Source organism: Vibrio sp. MMG023 (assembly GCF_021654215.1).
Classification (GTDB): domain Bacteria; phylum Pseudomonadota; class Gammaproteobacteria; order Enterobacterales; family Vibrionaceae; genus Vibrio; species Vibrio jasicida.
Map to the genome: position 1 here is coordinate 544,252 of NZ_JAKFZP010000003.1, position 26,531 is coordinate 570,782.

The 26,531-nt window shown below is 45.3% G+C and carries 25 protein-coding genes; 19 read left to right on the top strand and 6 right to left on the bottom strand.

Annotated features, from left to right (window positions below; translation table 11 throughout):
* Positions 1 to 212: 212 nt before the first annotated feature.
* Positions 213 to 1,556 carry a polysaccharide lyase family 7 protein gene (locus L1076_RS12135; RefSeq protein WP_237303682.1) on the bottom strand — a complete coding sequence of 448 codons (1,344 nt, stop codon included), beginning with the start codon at positions 1,554 to 1,556 and terminating at the stop codon, positions 213 to 215.
* Between the two features lie 554 nt (positions 1,557 to 2,110).
* On the opposite strand from L1076_RS12135, the gene L1076_RS12140 reads away from it, so the two are divergent.
* Positions 2,111 to 2,368 carry a hypothetical protein gene (locus L1076_RS12140; protein ID WP_038867037.1) on the top strand — a complete coding sequence of 86 codons (258 nt, stop codon included), beginning with the start codon at positions 2,111 to 2,113 and terminating at the stop codon, positions 2,366 to 2,368.
* A 158-nt stretch (positions 2,369 to 2,526) separates the two neighbouring features.
* The gene (locus L1076_RS12145; protein WP_042601874.1) at positions 2,527 to 3,555 is read left to right on the top strand and encodes a metal-dependent hydrolase; all 1,029 of its coding nucleotides are present in this window, start codon (positions 2,527 to 2,529) and stop codon (positions 3,553 to 3,555) included.
* A gap of 128 nt (positions 3,556 to 3,683) precedes the next feature.
* On the opposite strand, the gene L1076_RS12150 is transcribed toward L1076_RS12145, so the two are convergent.
* Both L1076_RS12150 and L1076_RS12155 read right to left on the bottom strand, forming a co-directional pair.
* Positions 3,684 to 4,463 (bottom strand): tRNA isopentenyl-2-thiomethyl-A-37 hydroxylase MiaE, encoded by a 780-nt coding sequence (locus L1076_RS12150; RefSeq protein ID WP_237303683.1) that lies wholly within the window; start codon positions 4,461 to 4,463, stop codon positions 3,684 to 3,686.
* A 123-nt stretch (positions 4,464 to 4,586) separates the two neighbouring features.
* A complete protein-coding gene (locus L1076_RS12155) occupies positions 4,587 to 5,351 on the bottom strand; it encodes a hypothetical protein (RefSeq protein WP_038867041.1) in 765 nt (254 codons plus the stop codon).
* 354 nt (positions 5,352 to 5,705) lie between these two features.
* Here L1076_RS12155 and cysB point away from each other — a divergent pair, with 354 nt between their 5' ends.
* The gene (cysB, locus tag L1076_RS12160) at positions 5,706 to 6,680 is read left to right on the top strand and encodes an HTH-type transcriptional regulator CysB (RefSeq protein ID WP_038867045.1); all 975 of its coding nucleotides are present in this window, start codon (positions 5,706 to 5,708) and stop codon (positions 6,678 to 6,680) included.
* Between the two features lie 53 nt (positions 6,681 to 6,733).
* Positions 6,734 to 7,930: a methyltransferase gene (locus L1076_RS12165; protein WP_237303684.1), complete on the top strand. Its 1,197-nt coding sequence runs from the start codon at positions 6,734 to 6,736 to the stop codon at positions 7,928 to 7,930.
* A gap of 93 nt (positions 7,931 to 8,023) precedes the next feature.
* On the opposite strand, the gene ald is transcribed toward L1076_RS12165, so the two are convergent.
* The gene (ald, locus tag L1076_RS12170; RefSeq protein WP_038867050.1) at positions 8,024 to 9,148 is read right to left on the bottom strand and encodes an alanine dehydrogenase; all 1,125 of its coding nucleotides are present in this window, start codon (positions 9,146 to 9,148) and stop codon (positions 8,024 to 8,026) included.
* A 156-nt stretch (positions 9,149 to 9,304) separates the two neighbouring features.
* Between ald and lrp the strand changes: the two genes are divergently transcribed.
* The 8 genes from lrp to L1076_RS12210 all read left to right on the top strand — a co-directional run bounded on the left by lrp (position 9,305) and on the right by L1076_RS12210 (position 18,453).
* A complete protein-coding gene (lrp, locus tag L1076_RS12175) occupies positions 9,305 to 9,799 on the top strand; it encodes a leucine-responsive transcriptional regulator Lrp (RefSeq protein ID WP_009842652.1) in 495 nt (164 codons plus the stop codon).
* A 151-nt stretch (positions 9,800 to 9,950) separates the two neighbouring features.
* Positions 9,951 to 13,220 carry a DNA translocase FtsK 4TM domain-containing protein gene (locus L1076_RS12180; protein WP_237303685.1) on the top strand — a complete coding sequence of 1,090 codons (3,270 nt, stop codon included), beginning with the start codon at positions 9,951 to 9,953 and terminating at the stop codon, positions 13,218 to 13,220.
* 74 nt (positions 13,221 to 13,294) lie between these two features.
* Positions 13,295 to 13,921, top strand: coding sequence for an outer membrane lipoprotein chaperone LolA (gene lolA, locus L1076_RS12185; protein WP_039975081.1), 627 nt, complete (start codon positions 13,295 to 13,297; stop codon positions 13,919 to 13,921).
* Positions 13,922 to 13,987: 66 nt separating this feature from the next.
* A complete protein-coding gene (locus tag L1076_RS12190) occupies positions 13,988 to 15,277 on the top strand; it encodes a replication-associated recombination protein A (protein ID WP_239032711.1) in 1,290 nt (429 codons plus the stop codon).
* A 91-nt stretch (positions 15,278 to 15,368) separates the two neighbouring features.
* Entirely contained in the window at positions 15,369 to 16,676 is a 1,308-nt protein-coding gene (gene serS, locus L1076_RS12195; RefSeq protein ID WP_042605009.1) for a serine--tRNA ligase, read from the top strand.
* Between the two features lie 366 nt (positions 16,677 to 17,042).
* On the top strand, positions 17,043 to 17,615 hold the full coding sequence (locus tag L1076_RS12200) for an ATPase (RefSeq protein ID WP_237303686.1): 573 nt from the start codon (positions 17,043 to 17,045) through the stop codon (positions 17,613 to 17,615).
* Entirely contained in the window at positions 17,609 to 18,049 is a 441-nt protein-coding gene (locus L1076_RS12205; RefSeq protein WP_237303687.1) for a hypothetical protein, read from the top strand. Before L1076_RS12200 ends, L1076_RS12205 begins: the two co-directional genes overlap by 7 nt.
* A gap of 137 nt (positions 18,050 to 18,186) precedes the next feature.
* Positions 18,187 to 18,453, top strand: coding sequence for a DksA/TraR family C4-type zinc finger protein (locus tag L1076_RS12210; RefSeq protein ID WP_005437185.1), 267 nt, complete (start codon positions 18,187 to 18,189; stop codon positions 18,451 to 18,453).
* Positions 18,454 to 18,557: 104 nt separating this feature from the next.
* On the opposite strand, the gene bioA is transcribed toward L1076_RS12210, so the two are convergent.
* Positions 18,558 to 19,835 (bottom strand): adenosylmethionine--8-amino-7-oxononanoate transaminase, encoded by a 1,278-nt coding sequence (bioA, locus tag L1076_RS12215; RefSeq protein WP_237303688.1) that lies wholly within the window; start codon positions 19,833 to 19,835, stop codon positions 18,558 to 18,560.
* A 130-nt stretch (positions 19,836 to 19,965) separates the two neighbouring features.
* On the opposite strand from bioA, the gene bioB reads away from it, so the two are divergent.
* The 4 genes from bioB to bioD are packed head-to-tail and all read left to right on the top strand — an operon-like array spanning position 19,966 to position 23,642.
* Complete coding sequence (gene bioB / locus L1076_RS12220) at positions 19,966 to 21,018, top strand: biotin synthase BioB (protein ID WP_038867063.1); 1,053 nt, start codon at positions 19,966 to 19,968, stop codon at positions 21,016 to 21,018.
* The gene (gene bioF, locus L1076_RS12225) at positions 21,005 to 22,156 is read left to right on the top strand and encodes an 8-amino-7-oxononanoate synthase (RefSeq protein ID WP_237303689.1); all 1,152 of its coding nucleotides are present in this window, start codon (positions 21,005 to 21,007) and stop codon (positions 22,154 to 22,156) included. The genes bioB and bioF overlap by 14 nt, the downstream gene beginning before the upstream one ends.
* Positions 22,156 to 22,962, top strand: coding sequence for a malonyl-ACP O-methyltransferase BioC (bioC, locus tag L1076_RS12230; protein ID WP_237303690.1), 807 nt, complete (start codon positions 22,156 to 22,158; stop codon positions 22,960 to 22,962). The genes bioF and bioC overlap by 1 nt, the downstream gene beginning before the upstream one ends.
* The gene (gene bioD, locus L1076_RS12235) at positions 22,959 to 23,642 is read left to right on the top strand and encodes a dethiobiotin synthase (RefSeq protein WP_038867069.1); all 684 of its coding nucleotides are present in this window, start codon (positions 22,959 to 22,961) and stop codon (positions 23,640 to 23,642) included. Before bioC ends, bioD begins: the two co-directional genes overlap by 4 nt.
* A gap of 93 nt (positions 23,643 to 23,735) precedes the next feature.
* On the opposite strand, the gene L1076_RS12240 is transcribed toward bioD, so the two are convergent.
* On the bottom strand, positions 23,736 to 23,903 hold the full coding sequence (locus L1076_RS12240; protein WP_095759866.1) for a hypothetical protein: 168 nt from the start codon (positions 23,901 to 23,903) through the stop codon (positions 23,736 to 23,738).
* Between the two features lie 389 nt (positions 23,904 to 24,292).
* On the opposite strand from L1076_RS12240, the gene htpX reads away from it, so the two are divergent.
* The 3 genes from htpX (at position 24,293) to L1076_RS12255 (ending at position 26,526) form a co-directional block, all read left to right on the top strand.
* Positions 24,293 to 25,162 (top strand): protease HtpX, encoded by an 870-nt coding sequence (gene htpX, locus L1076_RS12245; protein ID WP_038867070.1) that lies wholly within the window; start codon positions 24,293 to 24,295, stop codon positions 25,160 to 25,162.
* Between the two features lie 222 nt (positions 25,163 to 25,384).
* Positions 25,385 to 25,804 carry a nuclear transport factor 2 family protein gene (locus L1076_RS12250; RefSeq protein ID WP_038867072.1) on the top strand — a complete coding sequence of 140 codons (420 nt, stop codon included), beginning with the start codon at positions 25,385 to 25,387 and terminating at the stop codon, positions 25,802 to 25,804.
* A complete protein-coding gene (locus tag L1076_RS12255; RefSeq protein ID WP_042605002.1) occupies positions 25,801 to 26,526 on the top strand; it encodes an SDR family oxidoreductase in 726 nt (241 codons plus the stop codon). The genes L1076_RS12250 and L1076_RS12255 overlap by 4 nt, the downstream gene beginning before the upstream one ends.
* Positions 26,527 to 26,531 lie beyond the last annotated feature (5 nt).

Below are 26,531 nucleotides of genomic sequence, written 5' to 3' on the forward strand. Positions count from 1 at the left end.
ACTTGTGAATCAAGAGAATAGTGCGAGGGATCTAACTTTAATAAGGATATGGGTTATAAAAGTGAGGGCTGAATCAAGTTTTATAACTAAGACAATAAAGTGGTATTCATCACGATAAATTTTACGTATAAACCGTTTTTTATTGTTGCTAATGCCATCACTAAGATGGAAAGTAGCGGAAGGGAGTTAACCTTCCGCTTGGCTTTATAGATCTAAGGGAACTCGTATCCTTCATGGCTGTTGGTGAGGTAGTAGAACGTTGCTTGTACGTAGTCTGTAGGGTCACCAGAGTTGTTTTGGTTGTAAACCCCTGCCTTGAAGTACATGTACTGACCGCCAACATCGTAGCCACTCGTGCTCATGTCGACAGTTTCCGTCACGTCTTCATGGTCATCTCGCTGAATTGTCACGATCAACTGGTTACCTTGAACTTCAATGCGATAGAAGAAGAGTTCATTAAGGGCGATACCATCAGAAGGTTCAGAGGCATCATCTGCAGAGCTGCCGATTAGGTTGATGAACTGCTCATCGTCTGGAGAAGCGTCTGCGTTAGGTTCATGAGCAAAGTACAATGAACCTTTGCTGTGACCGGGGAGTAAGCGATAATAAAGTCGGATCGGCTCGTCATTGTTCGCGTGGATTTGACCTATAATGATACGTCCTATTTGACTAGTATCACCAGTAGAACTTACAGCGTTCACCGCAAGCGTTGCTTCAAGAACACCATCGACACCACCGGAGTTATCTTGCTCACTACTTGGTGCGCTAGAGAACACCCAGTTGTTTTTTGAAATCCCTTTGGTAGATACACTTGTGTCGCCACGTCTTAACATTTCACGCATTTCTGAGCGAGTGTATTTAGTGTTGGTTGATGTCTTAGCCCCTTCAACTGGTGAGATGAACACCAGTCCACCATCGTCACCAGTATAAAAGAACTCAGTATTTTCATAACCACTCGAAAGTTCTTTTTCTTTAACCTCTAGAGCCTTACCGGAAATACTACCGTTTTCGTCTACAGGTAGGTCGAGTTTCCAATCTGATAAATCAAAGTTACCTGATGGCGGCAGAGCTGGGTCGAGGTCGAAGGTAGGAAGTGAAGTGATAGGTGGAGCGATGATATCTGAAGAGCTTAGCTGGAATAAATCCACGCGCCCCTCTGCACCATCGTATTCACCGAAAATGGTGACTTGTGAATGATCTCCTGAGTTGAATGTTACGTTGACCTGCGCCCAATCTGAGTTGGACGTTGCTTTACTGAACGTGTCATTGCCCACGGTGACACCAATGTTTGCGGTTTTCAGAACGTAAGCACTTAGGGTGTACTCGGTGTTTTTTGCAACTGTAATTGTTTGTTCAAGCCTTGCTCCAGTGCCGCTAAACTTTGCCGACTTTGCACCATCAAAAGCGACACCAGAAACTGCTGTGGGGTCAATTTCAGTCCAGCCAGAAAAGTCCTCTTCAAAACTTGGGTTTATTAAATTCACTTGAGCGCTGTGCGAGGCAAATGTTGTTAGTAACAACGCACTACCGACAATATTCGTGAGTGTGATCTTCATATTGTTCTCCATGGTTAACGTCATTCTTCGTGACATACAAAGAAAGTAATATTGCTTGTATTTAAATAACACAAATATGCGTAGTGTTGACTATGTTAAGTATGAAGTGGAGGGGAAAAACACAAATATTGAAATTGAAATGGACGAAAAAGTGACCACTGCCAGTTGTTGACAATGTAACCAACTTTCTATGCTGCTCAGACTATGATTTTGCTTCTGAAATTGGATGTTTGAATAGTATGGCGGTGATTGATTGGAGTGAGAAAACAACCTATATAATATGATTTATGTGATCGAGAGCGAATTTGTACTCAATAGTAAAATTGGCAGAAAGGCGAAAAGTTTTTTATTGGGAAGAAGTGAATGTGTGTCTTTGTACTTCAGAGCGGTAAATTATTTAAGCAGATGAGTATCTTTTTGTCGTAAGTTCGTTTCATGTTATTGCTAATAAATGACTTTAGGCTGCAATAACGTTGTCATGTTTGGTCTATAAGTTGTGCGACTTGAAAGCCCAACAGTATGGCGGGCAACGCAAACTTTTAGATTGGAACCCCATGACACGAGCAGTAAATCAAACCGATGAAGCCATCATCAAATTGTTGCAGAGCCAAGGCCTTATTAAAAGCGAAGCTGAAGCGCGATTAAAGAAAGACGTGTACCGTTTACACCCGAGTGAAATCGAAAAAGTGAAAAATTACGCTCAACACTTTGGCATTAGTGCGAAAGAGAAATTGATTGATGAGATTTTAGATCTTCGACGTGAAGCGTTAATCAAGAAAATTTCCCGCCAAGAGACTGCTTTTTTTAAGTAAGTCACCTTCAAACTATCAAAGACATTTGATCGCCCCTTAGTGTGTAAAAGTAAGTAAATAAGAGACATAAAGTGGGTGACTGGTTTGACACATATGGAAATGCGTTTTAGTTTTCGAACCAATCAATCTTTGTCATGAATGAGTATAGATAGCGGGATATGGATTCAATCACACAAGCTGCACTAGGAGCGACCGTCGCTGGCGCAATCGCAGGTAAACGCTGTAACGCGAAGGTGCTACTAATGGGGGCTGCCCTCGGAACCTTGCCAGATCTGGATGTGATTCTGGACTATGGCGATGCCGTGCAAAACACAATTAAGCATCGTGGTTTTAGTCACTCTTTACTTGTTTTGCCTCCTTTCGCTTTGCTGATTTCTTGGCTCTATTGCCGCTGGCGACCAGATACGTTTTGGACACTTTCTCGTGTGTTCTTTTTAACCGTGAGCGTGTTTGTTACCCACACTTTGCTGGATGCAATGACAACGTATGGCACGCAGTTGATTTGGCCATTTGAGGGCTATTTTGAGCTGCGGAACGTGTTTATTATCGATCCGCTTTACACGCTGCCTTTATTGCTGGCGATTGGTGTGGCTCTGTTTTCCAAAACTCGCGGCGGACGCTGGTGTCAGAGCGTGGTGTTGATTTCGACGCTTTATCTTGGTTGGGGTTACGCATCGCAGCAAATGATCGCGTCTCGCGTGGAACAAAACTTGAGTGCGCAGAACTTACCTAATCAACAAGTACTGATCACCCCAACACCGTTCAATACCGTTTTGTGGCGCGTCGTCGTAATGGATGACGGCCAATACTATGAAGGTTTGGCGTCAGTCCTCGATGGTAGTGATCACATTGATTTTGTCTCGCACCCGCTTGGGAGTTGGCCATTGGAAGACAAGCCAGACACATTGAAAGGGCTTAAGGCTTTCTCTCACGACTACCTAAACTACCGTATTGAAGACGATGCGTTGATTGTGACTGACTTACGTTTGGGCATGTCCAACAACTTATCGTTCGAGTTTATCTTTGCGGAGAAGGGGAAAGATGGACAATGGCAGTTGTTGGAATCGACGGAGCGTTACCCAAGTGAACGTAGTTTGGATTTACTTGGCCAGCTTTGGGAAAGGCTGAAAGGTGACCAGAGTATTGATGCAAATTTACAACGTATTGAGTTGAGTGCGCGTTCTTAGTTTGCGTGTATGAGATCCCCAACTCGCACGTGTCTCGCTCTTGAGGATGAAGATACGAGATACTGGATTAGATACAGAAAAGCCGGACGTGATGTCCGGCTTTTTGCTATTTAACGTTAGGCTGCAGCCTATGCCGTTAACACTGGAACGCCACTGTGGAATTTGAAATCTTCATCTGGTGTTGAAATCAGTGCTGCTTCGATGCGACCAAATTCCGCCACACGCTCGCTGATGTCTTTACCCGCTATTTGCTCTGCCAGAATCAAGTAATCTTGATAGTGACGCGCTTCTGAGCGCAACAGAGATACATAGAACTTCGCGATATCGTCATCCATGTGCGGAGCCAGTTTGGCGAAACGTTCACACGAGCGAGCTTCGATGTAGGCACCGATGATGAGCTTATCAATCAACGTTTCTGGCTCGTATGTCTTCATGTGCGAAATCAGCGTTTTGGCATAGCGGCTTGCCGGAATGTTTTTGTATTCCACACCACGGCTTTCCATGATTTCTAGAACTTGGTAGAAGTGGTGTAACTCTTCTTTGATCAGCAGAACCATCTTATCAATAAGATCTTGGCTGTATGGTGAATCCGACTTAGCAATGATCGCTTTAGAAATGTTGCTCTTACCTTTTAAAGTCTCGAGTGAGCCAGTTTTGCGGTAAGCGAAGTCCTCATAAGGTTTAAACCAATCAAGTAGGGCAAGTGAGCTTGCGTCGTCTACTGCGTATTTACGGATTAAAAGCATAGCAGACTGACCTGCTTTGAGTTCACACAGTAGGTGATCTACTAAAATCGTTGGCAGGTTTTCCGGTTTCTTTGCTTCCTCAACCCATTCATCTGGGGTGCTGCATCGCAAGAATTGGTTAATGGGAGCAAGAAGGTCCTGATAGGCGTCGAGATTAATCATTTTAGTTCTTAGTACGTTGTATTCTATTTTGGTGTAACCATCGGCATCTTGAGCAAATACAAGATACAAAAAAGGCCGCAAACGCAGCCTTTAATCGAGTAGTGCGAAAAGCTTGTGGAGAGTTTACCACTTTTTCTTTTCACCGAAGAGCGCATCCATATCACTGTCGCGTTCTTTATCGGCAAGCTGCTGCATTTCTGCTTCATTCTTGTCTTGGCGTTTCTTGTCTAGGTCACCAAGCATTTCTTCCAGCTTTTGTTTTGCTTGAATCGAGTACGCATCGTTCTTTGTACTTAGGGCATCAATGCCTTTACGAAGCAGTTGCAATGCGGTGCCAGGTTGGCCACGAGCAATAGAATCGTTTGCTCGCTTGATAACGTTTTCGATGTTAATACGAATCTGCATAGTTTCCAGACGCGCGTTCTCTGTGACATAAGTTTGCGTATCTAAACGGCCTTTGTTGTGCTCATTACGAACTGCATCACGAAGACGTTTGACGAGCTTTAACATTACAATGGCTTGTTTATCGCTGCTCGGCATTTTGAATGTGGTGCTTTCACCGTTTGCGCTGCTCTCATTCAATTGAGAAATTTGCTGCTTCATGTTTTCGATGCGCTGAACAAGCTGCTTGTTCTTTGGATCAAGGTCGCGCATGCTTTCGAGTGCATCAAGAATACGGTTGTTAAGACACAGCAGTAAGTCCTTGCTGAAAGGAATATGATGAGCGTGCCCGATGAGCTCTTCAGTACCGTCAATCAGCGCCACATAGCGAGCAGACTCCTGTCTTTTCGCGGTCTCTACTTTTACCTTGTACTGCAACATGATGTTATAGCCAAGGATCAATACCAGTAGGATGGCAACCAAAGCGATTATTAAAGTCAAATTCATATCTTTGCTTCTACTACTTGTTACTTTTCTGTGTCCAGCGTTCAAGAATACATGAATCTTATCTTTCTCGGCACCCTATTTATCTGATTATTTTGCTCCAAACACGTTTTCCTGTGGAAATCAGCAGGGAATGCGGTGAGCTCCTGAAAAAACCTATTTTCAATGATTCAACCCTTTGCATATTGGTAGCGTTGAACGACCTTGCTATGAGCTTCGGGTATAAGTTAGAAATTACTGTTCATTTAGTTGCTAACACGTTATAACTAAACATTATATCGTGTGCATTCATATGCTCGGGAGGGCGGCCACGATGGGTATGACGTTATTATCTCGATAAATGAGTAAGGGATTACGATGAAGCTGCAACAACTGAAGTACATTGTTGAGGTTGTGAACCATAATCTGAATGTTTCTGCGACGGCAGAGAGCCTATACACATCCCAACCGGGTATCAGTAAACAGGTACGTTTGCTGGAAGATGAATTGGGTATTCAGATCTTCGAACGAAGTGGTAAACACTTAACGCAGGTGACACCTGCTGGTGAAGAAATCGTGCGAATTTCTCAAGAGATCCTCGCTCGCGTTGAAAGCATTAAAGCGGTCGCAGGGGAGCACACCCACCCTGAAATGGGTACGCTGAACATTTCTACTACGCATACCCAAGCACGTTATGCGTTGCCTGATGTGATTAAAGGCTTTACAGCGCGTTACCCGAAAGTGTCACTTCACATGCACCAAGGCACACCATCCCAAATGTCTGAGGCTATCGCGAAAGGCACGGCGAATTTTGCGATTGCAACGGAAGCGCTTCACCTTTATCAAGATGCGATCATGCTGCCTTGTTACCACTGGAATCGCTCTATCGTGGTACCAAAAGACCACCCACTAGCGAAGAAAGATAAAGTAACGATCCACGATTTGGCGGCGTATCCGCTGGTGACTTACGTGTTTGGCTTTACGGGTCGCTCGGAGCTTGATACCGCATTCAACCGAGAAGGTCTAACACCACGAGTAGTATTTACCGCTACGGACGCAGATGTCATTAAGACTTACGTTCGTATGGGGGTTGGTGTTGGTGTGATTGCGAGCATGGCAGTCGATCACGACCAAGATGGCGATTTGGTGGCGATTGATGCGAGCCACTTGTTTGGTGCGAGTACGACCAGCATTGGCTTCCGTCGCGGTACGTTCTTACGTTCTTACATGTTCGACTTTATGGAGCGCTTTGCGCCGCACTTGACTCGTCCGGTTGTGGAACAGGCGATCTCGCTTAAATCTAATACGGAAATCGAAGAGATGTTTAAAGACATCGAGCTTCCGGTCAGATAACACTTCATTCAAGTTTCGATTCCCTCTACAATGCGCTCGTTGTAGGGGGAGCTATGAAAACGCAATTTCAATTTATTAATGACTGCTTAATCGAGAATCAATCGTTGTGGCGATTTGAGCCCTTTAAAAGCAGCATTCACGCATCATTACCTTGGCAAGAGCAACACCCTCAGTTGTGTCAATGGTTAGCGTCTCTTACTCCTTCTCAGATCGAAGAATACAAATCAGAACCTGAGCTTTTATTTAAAGCGATCGGAACTTGTTTACCTGATCTTGAACCGCTCGCCGCTCTTACTCGCTTAGAAACACTTTCATTAAATGGATTGGAGCTTGCTCGCGGTTTAGACAGTGGTATTCCTGGCCGCAAGTTAGAGCAAATAAGTTCGATGGGCGAAGCGGCTATTCAACATCATCATGGCAAAGAATGGTTAGAGTGGTGTTCAGGAAAAGGCTATTTAGGGCGAATTCTTACCACACAAACGAACCAGCCAGTGACGAGCTTCGAATTCCAACAAGCGCTGTGTGATTCAGGGCAACAAGCGGCGAATGAACATCATTGGAACATGACGTTTATTCAAGGTGACGCGTTTGATTCTGCGGCAAAAGCTGTGTTCAAGCCGACACAACATGCGGTGGCATTGCACGCATGTGGTGATCTCCATGTTCGATTAATGCAGTACGGCAGCGAAAACGGCATCGCCGCGATGACAATCTCGCCTTGCTGTTACCATTTGATTCAGTCTGAGCAATATCAGCCAATGTCGGAGCAGGGCAGAGCTTCTTCTCTTTCTTTGTCTAAGCAAGAGCTTCGTATTCCTTTACAACAGACTGTGACTGGAGGTGAGCGTGTCCGCCGTCATCGTCAGCAAGAAATGGTGTTTCGCTTAGGGTTTGATTTGATCACGCGACAAGCGTTAGGGTTGACCGAATATCAACCAGTACCGAGTATTCGTAAGTCGCAATTAAGTGATGGTTTTGAAGCTTTGTGCCATTGGGCCGCAGAGCGAAAGGATATCGAGTTGACTCAAGATATTGACTTCTCGAAGTTCGAATATTTGGCTGAGCAGCGTTTTTGGCAGATGGAGCGTTTGAGTTTGGTTCAGTTGGTATTTCAACGACCATTGGAGATTTGGCTTGCTTTAGATAAAGCACTTTATCTTGAAGAACGTGGTTACCGTGTTAGATTGGCAGAATTTTGCGCTAAATCAGTTACACCTCGAAACATTTTAATTTGCGCTTATAAGTTTTAGATCTTTTTTATAATTAAATGCTCTATACAAAAAAGCCCACTTCTTAGTGGGCTTTTGTAAACAAAACGTGACAATTTGTGCGTTATTTTGTCATTAGTTGAACATTGCGATAGCTTGCGCTGGTTCAACGTATTCTAGGTCAAAGCTCTCAGCAACCTCTTTACAAGTCACTTTACCGTGGATAACGTTCAAGCCTTCTAGGAAACCGTTATCTGCTAGAAGCGCTTCACGGTAGCCTTTATTCGCGAGTTTTACGATGTAAGGTAGTGTGGCGTTGTTCAGTGCAAATGTTGATGTGCGAGCAACGGCACCCGGCATGTTAGCCACACAGTAGTGAACAACTTCGTCAACGATGTAAGTTGGCTCTGCGTGTGTCGTTGCGTGAGAAGTTTCAAAACAGCCACCTTGGTCGATTGCTACGTCAACGACCGCTGCGCCTGGCTTCATCTTAGCGATGTGCTCTTTTGTTACTAGTTTAGGAGCGGCAGCTCCAGGGATTAGAACTGCACCAATCACTAGGTCAGCTTCTAGAACATGCTTCTCAATCGCGTCTTCTGTAGAATAAACCACTTTCGCGCGGCCTTGGAATTCTTCGTCTAGTTTACGCAGTGTATCTACGTTGCGGTCTAGGATTGTTACGTCAGCACGAAGACCAACAGCCATACGAGCTGCGTTCGCACCAACGACACCACCGCCAACAACAACGACTTTCGCAGGCTCAACACCAGGTACACCACCTAGTAGTAAACCACGGCCACCGTGTGATTTTTCCAGCGTTTGTGCACCAGCTTGGATAGACATCCGACCTGCTACTTCTGACATTGGTGCTAACAGTGGCAAACGACCCATATTATCTGTTACAGTCTCATACGCTATACAGACAGCTTTGCTCTTGATTAGCTCATCAGTTTGTGGAAAATCTGGTGCTAGGTGTAAATAAGTAAATAAAATCTGCCCTTCGCGGAGCATTGCTCTCTCGACGGCTTGTGGTTCTTTTACTTTTACAATCATGTCTGCTTTCGCAAAGACGTCTGCAGCAGTAGGAAGAATGGATGCGCCTACAGCGATGTAATCATCGTCTGAAAAACCAATGCCGGCACCTGCATTGGTCTCAACTAAAACTTGGTGACCATGTGAGATAAGTTCTCTCACGCTAGCTGGGATCATTCCCACACGGTATTCGTGGTTTTTGATTTCCTTAGGTACGCCAATGATCATCCTGTGTCCTCTTTCTAAAATGGTTGTATTAACTGTTTGTAGGGTGTTATTGTCGAATTAATATCTAGTATAGATGTTGATTTGTAATATTTGGCACCAAATATTAAAAAGTTGTAGTATATTTTTTTGCAAGGAAGTAATAAGGTGGAATAAAAAATGGCAGAGAACTATAAGAAGCCGTCCAAGGAACTAGACCGTATCGACCGCAACATTCTTAATGAACTGCAGAAAGACGGTCGTATTTCGAACGTTGAACTTTCAAAACGTGTAGGACTTTCTCCAACGCCGTGTTTGGAGCGTGTGCGTCGCTTAGAGCGTCAAGGTTACATCACAGGTTACACTGCGCTATTAAACCCGCAGTTCCTAGATGCATCACTATTGGTATTCGTAGAAATTACGCTTAACCGTGGTGCGCCAGATGTATTCGAACAGTTTAACGCAGCTGTTCAAAAGCTAGACGACATTCAAGAGTGTCATCTAGTATCAGGTGATTTCGACTATCTTCTAAAAACCCGTGTATCTGATATGGGTGCTTACCGTCGACTACTTGGCGATACGTTACTACGTCTACCTGGCGTAAATGACACTCGCACCTACGTAGTTATGGAAGAAGTGAAGCAAAGTAACCAGCTTGTGATTAAAACTCGTTAAATTCTTGCAAAGAAAGCGGTAAATGCTTCCGCTTTCTCGATAGAGTAATTGGGTTTTTCTCTTTGATATGGTTAAATCAATTTACCGAGCGGCTTTTGCCGCTCGGAATGTTTTGCTTATTCCTAATTCATTTCCATATTCAAGTTGATTTATGTTCAAAGAGAACGCAAAGAAAGTCGAAACCATCATCAAAACCAGTGAAGAGCCTCAGTCTTCGCGTCTTAATGGCTTCCAACGCTTAAAAGAGTGCTGCTTTATCGTTGGCGTTCTTAGTTCGGTATTGTTGGCCGTTGCACTATTTACGTTTAGCCCAGCCGATCCGTCTTGGTCCCAAACTGCTTGGGGCGGAGAGATCGATAACGCTGGTGGTTTGTTCGGCGCTTGGCTTGCCGACACGCTATTTTTCACATTTGGTTCCCTCGCGTACCCACTGCCATTCTTGCTTACTGCAGGGGCATGGGTGATTTGTCGTAAACGCTCAGAGGATGATCCAATTGACCTAATGCTGTGGGGAACCCGTCTATTAGGTTTAGTTATTCTTATTCTTACCAGCTGTGGTCTTGCAGACATTAACTTTGACGACATTTGGTATTTCTCTTCTGGTGGTGTTGTTGGTGATGTGCTGACGAGTCTCGCGTTACCAACGTTGAATGTGCTTGGCACAACCTTGGTATTACTGTTCTTGTGGGGCGCAGGCTTTACGCTATTTAGTGGTATCTCTTGGTTAAAAATTGTCGAGTGGCTTGGCGATCGCGCTTTGGGTCTGATTGCTGCAGTCACTAATAAGGCACGTGGCTCGGAGCAAGAAACACTAGAACCACAATTGGATGAGTTTGTTGACGATCGTGTTATGACGAAACGTCGTGGTGACGATCTGGAAGATGAGCCGCTACCGCACTTAACCGCGTACGAAGTGGATGAACCAAAAGAGTCGGTCCCTGCGCATGAGTACCCAATCTACATGCCTCAATCCGCGGCGGCAGAACAAGCTACATCTCAGTCTGTTTCACCGAAACCGGCCGAGCCTGCTCCGCAGTCAGTTGTTATCCCTGCCTCTATTGCTCAAACTGCTGCTCAAGCGGCACCTGTTCAAGCACAGCCTGTTGAGCCCGTTCAAGCAGTAAACACTGACAACGTGGACCCAATGGTTGAACGCACTAAACAACTTAATGTCACGATTGAAGAGTTAGAAGCCGCGGCACAACAAGCAGATGACTGGGCGGATGAAGTTCAACCAGTGCCAGTTGTACAAGAAAATGTCGCAGCGCCGATACAGCAACCTATTGAGCCGACACCTGTTCAGCCTGCTTATGCTGCGCAATCAGAACAAGCTTCATACCAAGCGTCAGTTCAACCTCAAGTTGACGTTCAGGCAGAACCGTATGTGCAACCTGAGCAGACCGCTCAAACTGAACCGTTTGTTTCTGAGTCTGTTGAGCATGAATCAATGTACTCTGAATACGAGCAGTTCGAAGCGGAGCAAATTCAGCAGTCTTATGTTGCTCAAGACACAGTACATCAGCAAGATGAGCCAATGATTGATTCGGCGTCTCTTGACAACATCACTGAACAGACAGAGCCGAACCAACACATCGAACCAACGATTTCTAACTTTGATGTATTGGATGAAGAAGATGAATTCGTAGCACCGCAAACTGTTCATCAAGCTCAACCTGTTCACGCTGAACCACAGCAATCAACGGTAGCACCAACTCAGAATGTCCAACCGCAAGTTGCCGTTCAACCTCAACCGCAGGCACCTTCGGCAACGTTTGAACCTGCTCCTCAAGAAGTTGAGGTAGAAGAGGTTCAAGAAGGTGATCAAGACGTAGCAGCGTTCCAAAATTTGGTTTCGAGTGCTCAAGCGAAGGTCGCGGCGAAGCAAAACCCGTTCTTGGTACAGCAAGATCAAAACTTGCCAGTACCAGAAGAGCCACTGCCTACTCTTGAATTGTTGTACCACCCTGAGAAACGTGAAAACTTTATTGATCGTGATGCGCTAGAACAAGTGGCTCGTTTGGTTGAAACCAAGCTTGCAGACTACAAAATCAAAGCGGATGTTGTTGGGATTTACCCAGGTCCGGTTATCACCCGTTTTGAGCTAGATTTGGCTCCGGGTGTGAAAGTAAGTCGAATCTCTGGTCTATCAATGGACTTAGCGCGTGCACTTTCTGCTATGGCCGTGCGTGTTGTTGAAGTAATTCCGGGTAAACCATACATCGGTCTAGAGCTTCCTAACATGAGTCGTCAGACGGTATTTCTATCTGATGTAATCAGTAGCCCTCAGTTTGAACAAGCCACGTCACCAACAACGGTCGTTCTTGGTCAAGACATCGCGGGTGAAGCTGTGATTGCCGACATTGCGAAGATGCCTCACGTGCTGGTTGCTGGTACCACTGGTTCTGGTAAATCAGTCGGTGTAAACGTGATGATCTTGAGTATGCTTTACAAAGCGTCTCCAGAAGACCTACGTTTCATCATGATCGACCCTAAAATGTTGGAGCTTTCAATCTACGAAGGTATTCCTCATCTTCTTTCTGAAGTTGTAACTGATATGAAAGATGCGTCTAACGCACTACGTTGGTGTGTAGGCGAGATGGAGCGTCGTTACAAACTGATGTCTGCATTGGGCGTGCGTAACGTGAAAGGCTTTAACGAGAAGTTGAAGATGGCAGCAGATGCTGGCCACCCAATTCACGACCCATTCTGGCAAGAAGGCGACAGTATGGATACTGAGCCGCCGTTGCTAGAAAAACTGCCTTACATCGTTGTGGTTGTCGATGAATTTGCCGACCTTATGATGGTTGTGGGTAAGAAAGTTGAAGAACTGATTGCGCGTCTTGCTCAGAAAGCTCGTGCAGCAGGTATTCACTTAATCCTTGCGACTCAGCGCCCATCGGTTGATGTAATTACTGGTCTCATTAAAGCAAACATCCCAACTCGTGTTGCGTTTACGGTATCGACGAAGACCGACTCACGTACCATTCTTGACCAAGGTGGCGCAGAGTCGCTACTTGGTATGGGTGATATGCTTTACTTACCGCCTGGTTCTAGCCATACGACACGTGTTCACGGTGCTTTTGCATCGGATGATGATGTTCACGCGGTTGTAAATAACTGGAAAGCGCGCGGTAAGCCAAACTACATTGATGAAATCATCAGTGGTGACCAAGGTCCTGAAGCTTTACTACCGGGTGAACAAATGGAATCTGACGAAGAAGTCGATCCTCTGTTCGATCAAGTTGTGGAACACGTCGTTCAGTCTCGTCGCGGTTCTGTATCGGGCGTTCAACGTCGATTCAAGATTGGTTACAACCGAGCTGCGCGTATCGTAGAGCAACTGGAAGCACAAGGCATCGTGAGCGCGCCTGGCCATAACGGAAACCGCGAAGTCCTTGCTCCTGCGCCACCAAAAGATTAATGAACTTGTCTTACTCACCTCAGTCCAACTGAGGTGAGCAACTCTAGGTCTTTGACCCTCTGATAGGTATCTGAATGAAAAAACTATTTTCAGCGAAACTATTCTCTGCGCTTGTTTTAAGCTTCTCTCTCTTTTCAACTGCACATGCAGCGTCTCCAAAAGATGAACTAAGCAAACGCCTAGCGATGAACGAAGGCTTCAGTGCGGATTTTTCTCAACAGGTCATCAGTCCTGAAGGTGAAACCGTCATGGAAGGGGAAGGAACGGTTGAAATTTCTCGTCCAAGTCTGTTCCGTTGGAGCACCACATTCCCGGATGAGAACTTGCTTGTCTCTGACGGTAAAACGTTGTGGTACTACAGCCCATTTATCGAGCAAGTGAGTATTTACTGGCAAGAACAAGCTACTGAGCAAACGCCATTTGTTTTGTTAACTCGTAATCGTGCAAGTGATTGGGATAACTACAAGATTTCGCAAAAAGGTGACGAATTCACCCTCATTCCTACGGCGGTAGACTCCACACAAGGTCAATTCCAGATTAATATTGATGCCAAAGGTGTGGTAAAAGGCTTCAATGTAGTGGAACAAGATGGGCAAAAAGGCTTGTTCACGTTCAACAATGTGAAGCTTGGTAAACCCAAAGCAGACAGATTTACATTCACAATTCCAGATGGTGTGGAAGTGGATGACCAAAGGAATTAATAGGTAGTGAGCAATTACACATTAGATTTCTCGGGGGACGAAGATTTTCGTCCCCTTGCTGCACGTATGAGACCGGAAACGATTGAACAGTACATCGGTCAGCAGCACATTTTAGGTCCTGGTAAGCCGCTACGCCGTGCGTTAGAGGCTGGGCATATTCACTCCATGATTCTGTGGGGGCCTCCGGGCACAGGTAAGACGACGCTAGCGGAAGTGGCGGCAAACTACGCCAACGCAGAAGTAGAGCGTGTATCAGCTGTGACCTCAGGCGTAAAAGAGATTCGTGCTGCTATCGAGAAAGCACGTGAGAACAAAATGGCGGGCCGTCGTACCATCCTATTCGTGGATGAGGTGCATCGCTTCAACAAATCTCAACAAGACGCGTTTTTGCCGCATATTGAAGATGGCACGGTTACCTTTATTGGAGCGACGACAGAAAACCCATCGTTTGAGCTGAATAACGCATTGTTGTCTCGTGCTCGCGTGTACAAGCTGACGTCTCTCGACAAAGATGAAATCTCGTTAGCGTTGAACCAAGCGATCAGTGACAAAGAGCGCGGCTTGGGAAATACGCCCGCACACTTTGCTGATAACGTATTAGACCGCCTAGCAGAATTGGTAAACGGTGATGCACGCATGTCTCTCAACTATCTTGAGCTGCTTTACGATATGGCAGAGGACAACGAGCAAGGCGAAAAAGAGATAACCTTGAGGCTGCTTGCTGAAGTGGCGGGAGAGAAGGTCTCTCGCTTCGATAACAAAGGCGATATCTGGTACGACTTAATATCTGCGGTCCACAAGTCGATTCGTGGCTCAAACCCGGATGCTGCGCTGTATTGGTCTGCGCGTATGATTGCTGCTGGTTGTGACCCTTTGTATATTGCTCGACGCTTATTGGCGATCGCTTCTGAAGATGTCGGTAATGCTGACCCTCGCGCAATGCAAGTGGCACTTTCTGCGTGGGATTGCTTTACCCGTGTTGGTCCAGCAGAAGGTGAACGTGCGATTGCACAGGCGATCGTGTACTTAGCGTGTGCGCCAAAAAGTAATGCGGTATACGTGGCGTGGAAACAAGCGCTCACAGACGCTCATAACTTACCTGAATATGAAGTGCCGCATCACCTTAGAAATGCACCAACCAGTTTGATGAAAGACATGGGTTATGGGGCAGAGTATCGTTATGCTCACGATGAGCCTGGCGCTTACGCTGCTGGTGAGCAATATTTGCCACCTGAAATGGGCGATCGTAGGTACTATCAGCCGACAAATCGTGGTCTAGAGACCAAAATCGGCGAAAAGTTAGATTACTTGGCTACTTTAGACGCAAATAGCCCACAAAAGCGCTATGAAAAGTAGGCGTTTTTGGATACATTTGTTCAGTAAATTTTTTTAACGCGTACGCTTGGAAAGTGCGCGTGATTTCACAACAAAAAGCATAGGATTAACAATGCTGGATTCTAAATTACTTCGTACAGAGCTGGATGAAACAGCTGCTAAACTGGCGCGTCGTGGCTTTAAGCTAGACGTAGATACTATTCGTAAACTTGAAGAACAACGTAAGTCCATTCAAGTAGAAGTAGAAAATTTACAATCCACGCGTAACTCCATCTCCAAGCAAATCGGCCAAAAAATGGCGGCTGGCGACAAAGAAGGCGCAGAAGAGATCAAGAAACAAATCGGTACGCTAGGTAGCGATCTTGATGCGAAGAAAGTTGAACTTGAGCAAGTAATGGCTCAACTAGACGAATTCACGCTTTCTGTACCAAACATCCCAGCAGATGAAGTGCCAGATGGCAAAGATGAAAACGACAACGTTGAAATCTCTCGTTGGGGTGAGCCAAAGACTTACGACTTCGATCTGAAAGATCACGTTGACCTAGGTGAAATGGGTGGCGGTCTTGATTTCGCAAGTGCAGTTAAGATCACTGGTGCACGTTTCATCGTGATGAAAGGCCAATTTGCTCGTCTACACCGTGCGATCGCTCAGTTCATGTTGGACCTTCACACAGAAGAGCACGGCTACACTGAAATGTACGTACCTTACCTAGTTAACTCTGACAGCCTATTCGGTACTGGTCAGCTTCCTAAGTTTGGTAAAGATCTTTTCCACACTGAGCCGCTAGTAGAAAAAGTAAACGACGAAGAACCACGTAAATTGTCTCTAATCCCGACAGCAGAAGTACCTGTAACGAACCTAGTTCGTGACACGATTTCTGATGAAGCGGATCTACCACTTAAGATGACAGCTCACACGCCATGTTTCCGTTCAGAAGCCGGTTCTTACGGTCGTGATACACGTGGTTTGATTCGTATGCACCAGTTCGACAAAGTTGAGCTAGTACAAATTACTAAGCCAGAAGATTCAATGAACGCGCTAGAAGAACTGACAGGTCACGCTGAGAAAGTTCTACAACTTCTAGAGCTTCCTTACCGTAAAGTGGTTCTATGTACAGGTGACATGGGCTTCGGCGCTCGTAAAACTTACGACCTAGAAGTGTGGGTTCCTGCTCAAGAAACTTACCGTGAAATCTCTTCATGTTCTAACATGTGGGACTTCCAAGCTCGTCGTATGCAAGCTCGTTTCCGTCGTAAAGGCGAGAAGAAACCTGAACTTGTGCACACGCTAAACGGTTCTGGTCTAGCTGTAGGTCGTACCATGGTTGCTATTCTAGAAAACAACCAAGAAGCAGACGGTCGTATTGCAATCCCTACAGTACTTCAGAAGTACATGGCGGGCGCAACGCACATCGGTTAATTCATTAACCACTAGAACAACAAAACCCAGCCTTAGTGCTGGGTTTTTTGTTATCTGCGTCGAGTGAAAACGTACTGTTTTGTATATTAATGCACCGTTTAATGATGAGTTCGCCCAGAATCTGATAGTGCGTAATAAATGATATTTTTCTAAGCGGTTTTCAACGTGACAAGGTAATGGCTTCATTTGCCCTTATTGTTAAACGTTATGCCAGTAAATCATCTTTCATTTCTCGTAACTTTTGCGCTTACCTTACTCGTTAGTGAGAGTGTTATCGCAAGTAAACTTATTCAACCTCAATACTTAGATAGTGAGAGAACCGAACGCTTTTTCGCGCGCGAAATAGTGCAACCTTCAAAAGAAAATATGCAGCTTCGTAATTCACTCGACTGGGGATACGAGCTTGAGTTGGCAAGTGCGGCTGGTGACACGGAATCGGTGTCTAATTGCAAAGACTTAGCTACTGCAAACTCTGCGGGCTTTACTGCGGCTAAAGCTTATGAATACGGCGCGTTTAAAGCGTATTTAACTCAGTGTCAAACATGGAGTGAGATGGCAAAGTTAGCTGCCTCTAAGCGCTCATATATATCGAAATTTAAGTTAGATGATAGCTTTCCTAGTTTAGCTCCAAGTGCGCTTGCTTTTGTTATTTCTAACGAAAGAGCTGAGAAAGCAAAGACACTATCAACGTGGGATGAAGCAGACCATATCCAAAGAACTCATGTCTCCAGTGAAGTGAGAGCAGAGTACTTCGACGCGACCGATGGCTTTCAAGTCGTTACGATTGTAGCAAAAGGTGATTACAACGCTGACGGCATCGAGGATGTCGTTATTGAGAAAGAGAATAGTGTACTCAGTGGCTCGTATTCTTCTTCACACGGCTATGTATTAACTCGCATGTCTGAGCAAGCGCGATTTACTGTGTTGGCTGAATGGTAATGACACGATTGGTGGCCATTTGGGGTTTTAGTGTTGCTATGATGAGCACATTTGCTGTTGCTAGCGCCTTGCCCAGAAAAGTCTTTGAATGTTCAGTAAACCAAACTATGAACTTTAGTATTTCGATAAAACAAGGCAAAGGTGGGCTTATCTTTAATAAGTTCATTGTGAATCAAAGCCCAGTTTTACTGCGCATTAAACCTCAAGATTATCGTATCAAACATTACCATCGAGCGTTGGTAGATGAGAAGTCACTGGAGTTTAGTATTGGTGAGCGCGTCATATTAGTCAGTGAGTACTTTAGCGAGGAGTTTGATGAGGTAGAGAAGATGCTCAGTGTTACTTTGAGAGAGCTTGAGCAAACACAGTATTTTGAATGCGAGGAAGGGAGTATGAGTAACCTTGCATTGCTTTTCCACGAGAGTGCCGAATAATCGATTACAGAGTAATTATTACTAAAACGTAATAGTGTTTTCGAATTTACCCTAATTGTCTTGTTATTTGTAATCGATATAATCATCCACCTTACCACGGTAAGTAGATTTTCTCATTCAAGTAACGAGGAGGGCTTATGGCCGTAGGGTGGGCAAACGACGATAGCGTCAGCCAACAAATTCAAAACACAATAGACGACGAGATTTCCCGTGTTCGTGGCAGTATCACAAAGGGTGAAAGCGCCCATTATTGCGATGAGTGTGGTGATGAGATTCCGGAAGCGCGTCGTCTTGCGATGAAAGGTGTTCGTTTGTGTATCGAATGTCAGTCAACAATCGAATTGGTGTCTCAACGCCAAGCATTATTCAATCGACGAGCGAGTAAAGACAGCCAACTGCGCTAACTTTACTTTTTATCACGTGAATAGAGAAAACGGTTTGAGTTGTATACTCAAACCGTTTTAGCATTTATTCACTGAACTTGTTCTTTGTATTAGTCGAGAACGTATCAAGCGAAGCAATCTTGATGTTGAAGCGCCGCATCAATCGCGCTAACTAATTTCTCAATATCTTCCGGCTTGCTGATAAATGGCGGCATCATATAAATCAGTTTGCCAAATGGGCGAATCCAAACACCGTGCTCAACAAACAGTGCTTGGATGGTTTCCATATTCACTGGGCGATGCGTTTCTACAACGCCAATGGCACCCAACCAACGGGTGTTCTTCACCAACTCGTATTCTTCAAGTTTTGGTAGTAACTCAGAAAACAGCGTTTCTATTTGTTGAGTTTGTTGTTGCCAGTTACCTTGTTCAATTAATTCCAAACTTGCAGTGGCAACAGCACAGGCGAGTGGGTTACCCATAAAGGTTGGACCGTGCATAAAACAACCAGCGTCACCACCACAAACGGTATCCGCAACGTGTTTGCTCGCCAGAGTCGCAGAGAGGGTCATGTAGCCGCCGGTGAGTGCTTTACCAACACACAAAATGTCTGGTTGAATATCTGCGTGTTCGCAAGCAAACAATTTACCGGTACGCCCAAATCCGGTTGCGATTTCATCTGCAATCAATAACAAACCGTGTTTATCACAAAGCCTACGCACGCCTTTGAGAAATTCTGGATGGTAGATACGCATACCGCCTGCTCCTTGAACGATAGGCTCTAGGATCACCGCAGCGAGTTCTTGATGATGCGTTTCAATCTTGTGCTCAAAGTCAGCAAGATCTTCTGATTTCCACTCATCCCAAAAACCACAAGTTGGTGACTCCCCAAAGATATGCTCAGGTAAAAAGCCTTTATAGAGGGAGTGCATCGAGTTATCTGGGTCGGTAACCGACATTGCCGCGAAAGTGTCGCCGTGATAACCGTGTCGCAAAGTAAGAAACTTTGGTCTGCGTTCGCCCTTCGCATGCCAATATTGCAGCGCCATTTTTAAGCTGACTTCTACAGCAACAGAGCCTGAGTCGGCAAGGAATACATGTTCAAGGTTACTTGGTGCGAGGGATAGCAACTTCTTACACAAACTGATTGCTGGCTGGTGGGTAATCCCACCAAACATCACGTGGGAGACCTGATCGATTTGCTGGTGAGCGGCCTGATTTAAGTGCGGGTGGTTGTAGCCGTGGATCGTTGACCACCAAGAAGACATGCCATCGACAAGCTCTGTACCGTCTTCCAATTTAATGTGAACACCGTTTGCGGATTCTACTGGGTAGCAGGTCAGAGGTGTCAATGTCGAAGTGTAAGGATGCCAGATATGCTGGCGGTCGAAGGCGAGATCCATGTGCGATTCCAATAATAATTAAGATTAAAAAATAAACAGATGTAAACTTTGTTCTTTTGTGTTGTGTTGACAGTTTATCGAGACTCAGTAGACTGTCAACACAACAACAAAAGTGATTAAAGGAATACACGTGGAAGTTCGTCATAACTGGACGCATGCTGAAGTGCGCGATCTCATGGAAAAACCATTCATGGATCTCCTATTCGAAGCGCAGCTTGTACATCGTCAATATCAACAAACCAACCATGTTCAAGTAAGCACGCTTCTGTCGATTAAGACAGGTGCTTGTCCAGAAGATTGTAAGTACTGTCCTCAGAGTGCTCGTTACACCACAGACATCGAAAAAGAGCGTCTGATGGAAGTTGAACGTGTACTCGATGCTGCACAAAAAGCGAAAAACGCTGGCTCAACCCGATTTTGTATGGGCGCAGCATGGAAAAACCCGAAAGAGCGTGACATGCCGCATTTGACCGACATGATCAAAGGTGTGAAGGGCATGGGTCTAGAAACGTGTATGACGCTTGGAATGTTAACGCCAGATCAAGCTAAGCAACTGGCAACCGCTGGTCTGGATTACTACAACCACAACCTTGATACCTCACCTGAGTTTTACGGCAACATCATTACCACACGTACTTACCAAGACCGTTTGGATACCCTGTCTCACGTACGTGATGCCGGAATGAAGATCTGTTCTGGTGGCATTATCGGCATGGGCGAAAGTGCCAATGACCGAGCAGGTTTGTTTGTGGAACTGGCTAACTTACCAACACATCCGGAAAGCGTGCCAATCAACATGCTCGTGAAGGTGAAGGGCACACCACTGGAAGAAGTGGATGACGTTGAGCCCTTTGACTTTATTCGTTTGATAGCAATTGCCCGCATTATGATGCCTATGTCTGCGGTTCGTTTATCGGCTGGCCGTGAAGATATGAACGAGCAGATGCAAGCGCTGTGCTTTATGGCTGGTGCAAACTCCGTCTTCTATGGCTGCAAACTTCTGACCACACCAAACCCTTCTGAAGACAAGGACATGATGCTGTTTAACAAGCTCGGCATCAACAGCCAAGAGGTGTCTCAAAAACCTGATGAAATCGAAGAAAACGAGTTGCTGGATCGCGTCGTAGAGCGCGTTGCTGCACGTCCGACTAAAGGCGATCTTTTCTACGATGCCAGCGTTTAAATCTCGTATCGAATCCGCCCTTGTTGAGCGTAAAACGCAAGGGTTAAATCGTTCTATGAATGTGGTGTTTGCCGGTAACCAGTCCGTTTTGGAACACGAAGGCAGACGCTACATTAATTTCTCAAGTAATGATTATTTGGGCTTGGCAAACGACCACGCGCTCGTTCGTGCATGGCAGCAAGGTTTAAGCGTATACGGAAGTGGCAGTGGAGCATCACCAATGGTGACTGGCTTTAGTGCAGCACACAGCAATTTAGAAGCCGCACTGACCGAATGGTTGGGCTACGACAGAGCAATTCTGTTTGGCTCTGGGTTTAGTGCGAATCAAGCGTTGCTTTTTACTCTGCTAGAAAAATCAGATGTGTTGATTCAAGACCGTTTGAACCACGCGTCTTTGATGGAGGCTGGGGCGTTGTCACCAGCTAAGATGAAGCGTTTCAAGCACAATGACATCGAGCATCTAAAATCGCTGTTGAATAGCGAAGACAACCATCTAGTTGTGACTGAAGGGGTATTCAGTATGGACGGTGACTGTGCGCCGCTCAGCGATATAACTGAAGTCACTCGCAGTCATGATGCTTGGTTTGCTGTCGATGACGCTCATGGCATTGGTGTTCTTGGTGAATCTGGTGGTGGCTCTTGTGAATTAGCGATGGTTAAGCCCGATATATTGATCGTTACCTTCGGCAAGGCATTTGGAATGTCTGGCGCTGCCATTCTATGTGATCACGCAACGGGAGACTTTTTAACTCAGTTTGCTCGTCACCATGTGTATTCCACAGCAATGCCTCCGGCACAAGCCTACGCGCTGACACATGCTGTCTCGATGGTTCAAGAGCAGTCTTGGCGACGTGAAAAGCTTATAGAGCTTAGCGAAGTTTATCGAGATAGCCTCAACGATCTCGATGGTTTTGTCGAAACGCAAACTTCGATTAAGCCATTTATGATTGGTGAATCGGAACTGGCCTTACAGGTTGCAAGCGCTTGTCGTCAAAACGGTATTTGGGTGAGCGCGATTCGCCCACCAACGGTTCCGAAAGGGACCTCACGACTCCGAATTACACTGACGGCCAATCACACTAAAGAACAAATACAAACGCTTTCAATGGCACTGAAGCAAGCATTAGGAGCGCAGTAATGGATAATGCAGAGCACATTGCGTTAGACAATTTCCAGCAAGATAAAGAGGCGATAGCGTCGTCTTTTGGCAAAGCAGCAGATACCTACGACCGGCATGCCGCGTTTCAACGTGATGTGGGACAAAGACTATTACAAAAACTGCCTGACGACTTAACCAATAAACGAGTCTTAGACTTGGGGTGTGGTACGGGCTACTTCTCTCAACTGCTCCAACAACGTGGCGCCGAAGTGGTTTGTGGTGATATCTCACAAGCTATGTTAGATAAAGCGAAGCAGCGTTGTGGTACACAGCAAATGCAGTACCAGTTAGCTGATGCTGAAAATTTGCCTTTTGAGGACGATAGTTTTGATTATGTTTTCTCCAGCTTGGCATTGCAGTGGTGTGCGGATCTCAGTTACCCACTCAGAGAAATTCGTCGTGTGTTAAAAAAGGGAGGCACTGGCTGCTTTTCGACACTAATGGATGGCTCTCTGTATGAGTTGCGCGAATCGTGGTCAAAAATTGATGCATATCAACACGTGAATAACTTTATTACCCACAATCAGGTAAAAATTGCGTTAGCGCAATCTTGGTGCCACAACCATCATCTAGACTTGACCCCCATCACAGTTTGGTACGATTCAGCGTTTTCTGTCATGCGTGATCTCAAAGGCATTGGTGCAAATCACGTAAGCGGGCGCTCACATGGCCTAACGAGCCGTCGCACTTTGTTGCAAGTTGAGGGCGCGTACCAAGCATTTAGAAATGATCAAGGTCTTCTACCTGCAAGTTATCAGGTTTGTTTTGGAGTAATACATCTATGATTGATGCTTTTTTTATTGCTGGTACGGATACTGATGTAGGCAAAACCGTAGCGTCTAAAGCCATTCTGCAAGCATTAGCGGCAAAAGGGCTAAATACCATTGGTTATAAACCAGTGGCAGCAGGAAGCGATAAAACTGAGCAAGGTTGGCGTAATTCTGATGCGTTGCATTTGCAAAAAGCGGCAACGCTAGATATCGCGTACGATGATGTAAACCCATACGCTTTGGAATTACCTGCTTCTCCTCACATCGCCGCAAAGCATGAACATGTAGAAATTAAGTACGAAGTATTGAGTGATAAATTGGCTCAACACAAAGAGCAATCAGACATTGTTCTTGTGGAAGGGGCTGGTGGTTGGCGTGTTCCTGTGTCTGATACAGATAGCTTGTCGACTTGGGTACAGCAAGAGCAGTTACCAGTTGTATTGGTTGTCGGTATTAAACTGGGCTGTTTGAGCCATGCTTTGCTCACTGCTGAGATCATCAAAGCGGATGGTTTGAATCTCGTAGGTTGGGTAGCAAACCGAGTAAATCCGGGCACTGAGCACTACGCAGAAATCATTGATATGCTTGAAGAACGCCTAGATGCACCAAAACTCGGTGAGATCCCTTATATCCCGAGTGCAAAACGTAAAGAGCTGGGCAAATACATCAACGTGGACCCGCTACTGAACGTTTAGCTGCTGACTTTTTATCAGAAATCAAAAGGGCTGCATCATGCAGCCCTTTTTTCATGTAAATTTTTGTGTCTGAATAACAAATAACGATTCTGGTTATTTTTCTTGGCTCAGACCCATCAAAGCCGACTGTGTTTCAGAAACACGTTTTGCCATTTGAGCTTCTGTTGAAATACCCAGTTGCTGTTTTGCCTCATCCTCTGAGATACCTAGGTGACAGCAAAGTAAATCGATAGCCATTTGATAGTCGTTAGTTTCTACCATGATTTTTCCCTCAAGACATGGAAGTTTAGAGCTGCTTTATTGTCCTTTAGAGCATGCTCCGTTTCGTTCATCTGACCCGAATTTAGCATGTACAGAAAGTCGCACAATAAGACCAAAGTCTATACCGACGATAAAGTACTGATTTAAGAGTGTAAAAAGGTGTGTATTATTTCAGTCTCGAAAACAAATGTTGCAATTTATTGCTTAACCTTGTTTTTATCGCGGATAGACTATATCTATAACGCAACGGAACACAAAACCAAGCAGAAATGCCTTTTGTAGCGTTCTGTTTCTTATAACAAGGTGTTCTTATAATAATCCGTTTTAAAAATAGGTGTCTTGAAAAACAACCTGTTCTAAAAAACGATAAGCTTCCTCGGAGAAAAGTAATGAAGCGAATTATGTTATTCCTAGCAACTAACCTAGCCGTTGTGCTGGTTCTTAGTGTTGTTCTGAATATTGTTTACGCTGTAACTGGAATGCAACCAGGCAGTCTGTCTGGTCTACTTGTCATGGCCGCAGTGTTCGGCTTTGGTGGTGCGTTTATCTCATTAATGATGTCGAAGGGCATGGCGCTACGTTCTGTTGGCGGTATGGTCATCGAGAGCCCACGTAATGAGACTGAGCATTGGTTGTTGGAAACTGTTGGTCGTCAAGCTCAACAAGCGGGCATTGGTATGCCAACGGTGGCAATTTACGATGCTGCAGATATCAACGCATTTGCGACAGGCGCAAAGCGTGATGACTCTCTGGTTGCGGTTTCTACTGGTCTGTTACACAACATGACGCGTGATGAAGCTGAAGCAGTATTGGCACACGAAGTGAGTCACATTGCTAATGGCGACATGGTAACCATGACATTGATGCAAGGCGTGGTGAATACATTCGTTATCTTCCTGTCTCGCTTTATCGCAAACATCGTGGCATCTAATGATGATGAAGAAGGCCAAGGCACTAACATGATGGTGTACTTTGGTATTTCAATGGTGCTAGAACTGGTATTCGGTTTCCTAGCAAGCTTCCTAACCATGTGGTACAGCCGTCACCGTGAATTCCACGCTGATGCGGGTGCTGCTCAATTGGTCGGTAAAGAGAAGATGATTGCTGCGCTTGAGCGCTTGAAGATGAGCCATGAATCTCAACTAGATGGCACAATGATGGCGTTTGGTATCAATGGTAAGCAATCTATCACAGAGCTTCTTATGAGCCACCCACCACTAGACAAGCGCATTGCTGCACTTCGTAGCCAACAATACTAACTGCTCGTAATTATTCAGCAGATAAATAGTTAATTCTATGAAAAGGCTTGGTTTTTTAACCAAGCCTTTTTTTGTTTCTGTTGATCGCTACCGTACTTCATCACGTATCACTCTACAGAAACAAAGTTATACAAAAATATTTTTGTACAACTTTTCTTGTTTGGTCTATCTTGTACATATAATAATTTTGTACAACTGTTGAAGTAGCGTAGGAGTATAGAAATGGACATTCAGTCAGTTGGCAACATATATCAGAAGTTGAGCAAAGCGAATTTGCATTTGCTTGAAGGGGTATACCACCAGGATGTGGTGTTTGAAGATGCTGCTCATCGCCTAGAGGGATGGCCTGCGCTTTCTGATTATTTTCAGTCGCTATATTCCAATGTAATACGCTGCGACTTTGTTATTCATGATCACCAACAAGTTGGAGAAACTGGGTTCTTGACATGGACGATGGATCTTCAGCATCCAAAGTTGCAGAAAGGCGCCCCGATCCTTGTTAACGGCGTATCGCATCTTAAATTTTGCGAGGGACAGGTTATTTATCACCGGGACTATTTCGATTTGGGTGAGATGCTTTATGAAAACTTACCTTTGCTAGGGTCAGTAGTGAGAACCATTAAGCAGAGGTTAGGGCAATGACAGAGTCGGTTTTGATAACTGGAGCAACGTCGGGTATCGGCAAACAACTCGCACTCGATTACGCCCTAGCTGGATGGAAGGTGATCGCTTGTGGTCGGAATCAAGCGGTTCTGTCAGAGCTAGAAGCTTCATCTCAAAATATCGCTACATTGCGATTTGATATAACTGACTATGAACAAACGCAGACCGCACTCAATGCGTTGCCGTTTACACCCGAGACATGGATGTTTAATGCGGGTGACTGTGAATATATGGATGACGGTTTGGTAGATGCACAACTTATGGCGCGTGTTATGAACGTTAATGTCGTTGGTGTCGCGAATTGTGTCGAAGCGTGCCAGTCGCAATTCGAACGCGGCCACCGTGTTGTGATCGTCGGCTCTATTGCCTCTGAAATCGCGCTGCCTCGCGCTGAAGCCTACGGAGCATCGAAAGCTGCTGTCAGTTATTTCGCACGCACACTTGCCGTAGATTTGAAAGCGAAAGGCATCAAAGTCGTAACCGTATTTCCTGGCTTTGTAGAAACCCCTTTAACAGACAAAAACACGTTTGATATGCCGATGATTATCTCGGTCAATCAGGCTTCTGAAGCTATCAGAAAACAATTGGATGCAGGCAAAAGCTATATTTATTTCCCAGCGAGATTCACCGGAATACTACGTTTTATCTCGTTGCTTCCATACAGCTGGCAAGCTCGGCTCACTGCAAAACTCGTATCATAAGAAGG